Here is a 329-nt window from a genome sequence, read left to right as displayed (position 1 = left end):
ATAACAGCTACGATGCCTTCGAGCTATAGTGTGTGTGATGATACCAATGGTAATGACACAGACGGATTAGGAACGTTTGATCTTTCTACGTTAGATACACAAATTTTAGGAGGCTTGGTAGGAACAGCCACCGTTAGCTATCACGGTTCGCTAGCAGATGCGCAAACGAATGTGAATCCACTTTCAACGGTGTATACCAATATGACACCATCTGTGGAGACAATTTATGCACGTGTAGAAGACAATGTAACAGGATGTTTTGATGTGGTAGAAGCAATCTTAATCGTAGATCCACTTCCTAATCTAGACAACATCCCGCCAATGGTTGC

At 42.6% G+C, this 329-nt stretch carries 1 protein-coding gene; it reads left to right on the top strand.

What is annotated here, in order from left to right; genetic code table 11:
• Positions 1–329: hypothetical protein (locus AA088_RS17460; protein WP_157547349.1), on the top strand; the 329-nt coding region annotated here is incomplete at both ends.

The organism is Kordia zhangzhouensis (genome assembly GCF_001005305.1).
GTDB classification, from domain to species: domain Bacteria; phylum Bacteroidota; class Bacteroidia; order Flavobacteriales; family Flavobacteriaceae; genus Kordia; species Kordia zhangzhouensis.
This window is presented reverse-complemented; position numbering and strand designations above follow the sequence as displayed.